This window comes from Streptomyces sp. NPDC001770, from assembly GCF_053596135.1.
Genome location: NZ_JBSFFN010000101.1, coordinates 1 through 2,240, shown reverse-complemented (window position 1 = coordinate 2,240; position 2,240 = coordinate 1). Strand labels below are relative to the sequence as shown.

Genomic DNA, 2,240 nt, shown 5'->3' with positions numbered 1-2,240 from the left:
TATGCGGCCGGTAACGCGTTCCTGGACGGGTTGGCGGAGGACCGGCGGGCCCGGGGTCTGCCGGGGACGTCGGTTGCCTGGGGTGTGTGGAACACGCGTGACTGGGACGCCGTCGATGCGGTGATGGACCAGGCGCCGGGTCGGGTGACCCCGCACCGTCTGCTGCGGCAGGGCATGAACTTTCTCGAAACGCAGCGCGCGTTGACGGCGCTCGGGGAGGTGCTGGCGGACGACGAGACGTTCATCGCGGTCGCGGACGTGGAGTGGGAGAAGTTCGCGCCGGTCTTCACGGCCGCTCGTCCCCGACCGCTGCTGGACACCATCGCGGAGGCCCAGGAGGATACGGGCCCTCGTGCGGTGGATGATCAGCGCGGTGAGTTCGCCGCGCGCTTGGCCGGCATGTCCGAGGCTGAGCGGCGGCGGACCGTGGTGGAGCTGGTCCGGGTGCAGGCGGCTGCGGTGCTGGGGCACGATTCGGCGGACGAGATCGTGGCGAGCCGGGCCTTCCGCGAACTGGGCTTCGACTCGCTGACCGCTGTGGACCTGCGTAACCGTCTGAACACGGCGGTGGGTGTCAGGCTGCCGTCTACGGTGATCTTCGATCACCCGAGTGCGTCGGCGCTGGCGGACGAGATCCTCACGGAGCTGTTCGGGAACGCCACGCAGGAGAGCATCCCTGTGGTGGTGCAGCCGGTGTCGACCGATCCGATCGCGATCGTCGGTATGGCGTGCCGTTACCCGGGTGGTGTGCGTACCCCGGAGGAACTGTGGGAGCTCTTGGCGGCGGGCGGGGATGCGATCGGTGGTTTCCCGGTCGACCGCGGCTGGGACGTCGAGGGCCTGTTCGATCCGGATCCGGATGCGGAGGGTTCGACGTACGTGGTCGAGGGCGGGTTCCTGACCGGTGCCGCGGAGTTCGATGCCGGGTTCTTCGGGATCAGTCCGCGTGAGGCGTTGGCGATGGATCCGCAGCAGCGGTTGCTGCTGGAGACCTCCTGGGAGGCGATCGAGCGTGCGGGGATCGACCCGCAGTCGCTCCACGGCTCCCCGACCGGCGTGTTCATCGGCGCGGCTGCCTCCGGTTACATCGGGGTGCTGGGGGACGAAGCGGAGGTCCAGGCACACCTGATCACCGGAAACGCGCTGAGCGTGCTGTCCGGCCGCGTCTCGTACTCCCTGGGACTGAACGGGCCCGCGGTGACGGTGGACACGGCGTGTTCGTCGTCGTTGGTGGCGATGCACCAGGCGGTGCAGGCGTTGCGGTCGGGCGAGTGCACGGTGGCGTTGGCCGGTGGTGTGACGGTGATGGCCGACCCCGGCGAGTTCGTGAGTTTCTCCCGGCTGCGGGCCCTCTCGTCCGACGGTCGTTGCAAGGCCTTCGGCGAAGGCGCGGACGGCATGGGCATGGGCGAAGGCGTCGGCATGCTGGTGCTGGAGCGCCTGTCGGACGCACGTCGCAACGGGCACCGGGTGCTCGGTGTGGTGCGGGGCAGTGCGATCAACCAGGACGGTGCGTCGAACGGCCTGACGGCTCCTAATGGTCCGGCTCAACGGCGGGTGATTCGTGCGGCGTTGGCGAGTGCGCAGGTGTCGGCGGCGGATGTGGATGTGGTGGAGGCGCATGGTACGGGTACGGAGTTGGGTGACCCGATCGAGGCGGGTGCGTTGTTGGCGACCTACGGCCAGGGGCGTTCGGGTGAGCGGCCGTTGTGGTTGGGGTCGGTGAAGTCGAACATCGGTCATGCGCAGCAGGCTGCGGGTGTGGCGGGTGTGATCAAGATGGTGTTGGCGTTGCGGCACGGTGTGTTGCCGAAGACGTTGCATGCCGAGGAGCCGTCCTCACACGTGGAGTGGGAGTCGGGGAACGTGCGGCTGTTGCAGGAGGCGGTGGCGTGGCCGGCGGGTGAGCGTCCGCGTCGGGCGGGTGTCTCGGCGTTCGGGATCAGCGGCACCAACGCGCACGTGATCATCGAAGAGGCCCCGGTCGAGGTGGAGGCGCCTGTCGACATGGACACCGGGAGCACAGTGCCGGTGCTGGCGGGCAATGTCCCGGCATGGGTCCTCTCCGGGCGGGACACCGAGGCACTCGCCGGTCAGGCGGGTCGGTTGCGTGAGTTCATGTTGGCGCGATCGGAGTTGTCGACTGGTGACGTGGCTTGGTCGTTGGCGACGACGCGTGCGGCGCTGGAGCACCGTGCGGTGGTGTTGGGCGCGGACCGCGGTGAACTCGCCTCGGCTCT

Annotated in this window: 1 protein-coding gene; it reads left to right on the top strand. The window is 69.0% G+C overall.

Going from position 1 to position 2,240, the window contains the following annotated elements; genetic code table 11:
* Positions 1 to 2,240, top strand: a 2,240-nt coding sequence (locus tag ACWCSV_RS34515) for a type I polyketide synthase (RefSeq protein WP_451149213.1), incomplete at both ends; no start/stop codon positions are given.